The organism is Paenibacillus lacisediminis, assembly GCF_046567315.2.
In genome coordinates this window covers 1-706 of record NZ_JBKIAX020000043.1, presented here as the reverse complement: position 1 = coordinate 706, position 706 = coordinate 1, and the positions used below count along the sequence as shown (strand labels likewise).

Sequence of the window (706 nt, the reverse complement as noted above, 5' to 3'; positions counted from 1 at the left end):
CCCCAGAGAGCAAGCTCTCTGGTTTAGGCTAATCCGCGTTCGCTCGCCGCTACTGACGGAATCACTTTTGTTTTCTCTTCCTCAGGGTACTTAGATGTTTCAGTTCCCCTGGTATGCCTCTTCGCATCCTATGAATTCAGATACGAGTGACTAGGTATTACCCTAGCCGGGTTTCCCCATTCGGACATCCCCGGATCGATGCTTGCTTACAGCTCCCCGAGGCAGTTTCGTTGTTCGCCACGTCCTTCTTCGGCTCCTAGCGCCTAGGCATCCTCCGTGTGCTCTTAGTAGCTTAACCATGTTGCTCTGGCACAAAGCCTTCGCAATCACTACCTTAATTAAAACTTGTTTTGACACAAGTTCAGCTAAAAGGATTGTTCTAAAACGCAAATTTCGTTTCGTTATCCAGTTTTCAAGGATCAAGTTCTTCGCCGTTTCACCGGCGGAAGAATATCTTATCATCTCCCGCCTTACCGTTCAAGCGGTAAGTGTTGGAAAGATAAGTTTGAGAGTTGAACTCTCAAAACTGATCAACGAGTGAGTAAGTTCGCTAACCTGAGTTAGCTATTTGAATGCTTCCATCGCAGGAAGCGATTCTCCATAGAAAGGAGGTGATCCAGCCGCACCTTCCGATACGGCTACCTTGTTACGACTTCACCCCAATCATCTACCCCACCTTCGGCGGCTGGCCCCTTGCGGTTACCTC

General features: G+C 48.7%; 2 rRNA genes. Both read right to left on the bottom strand.

The features are described from left to right. Positions 1-298, bottom strand: a 23S ribosomal RNA gene (locus ACLD72_RS32180); the annotation flags it as partial. A gap of 306 nt (positions 299-604) precedes the next feature. Continuing rightward, positions 605-706, bottom strand: a 16S ribosomal RNA gene (locus ACLD72_RS32175); the annotation flags it as partial.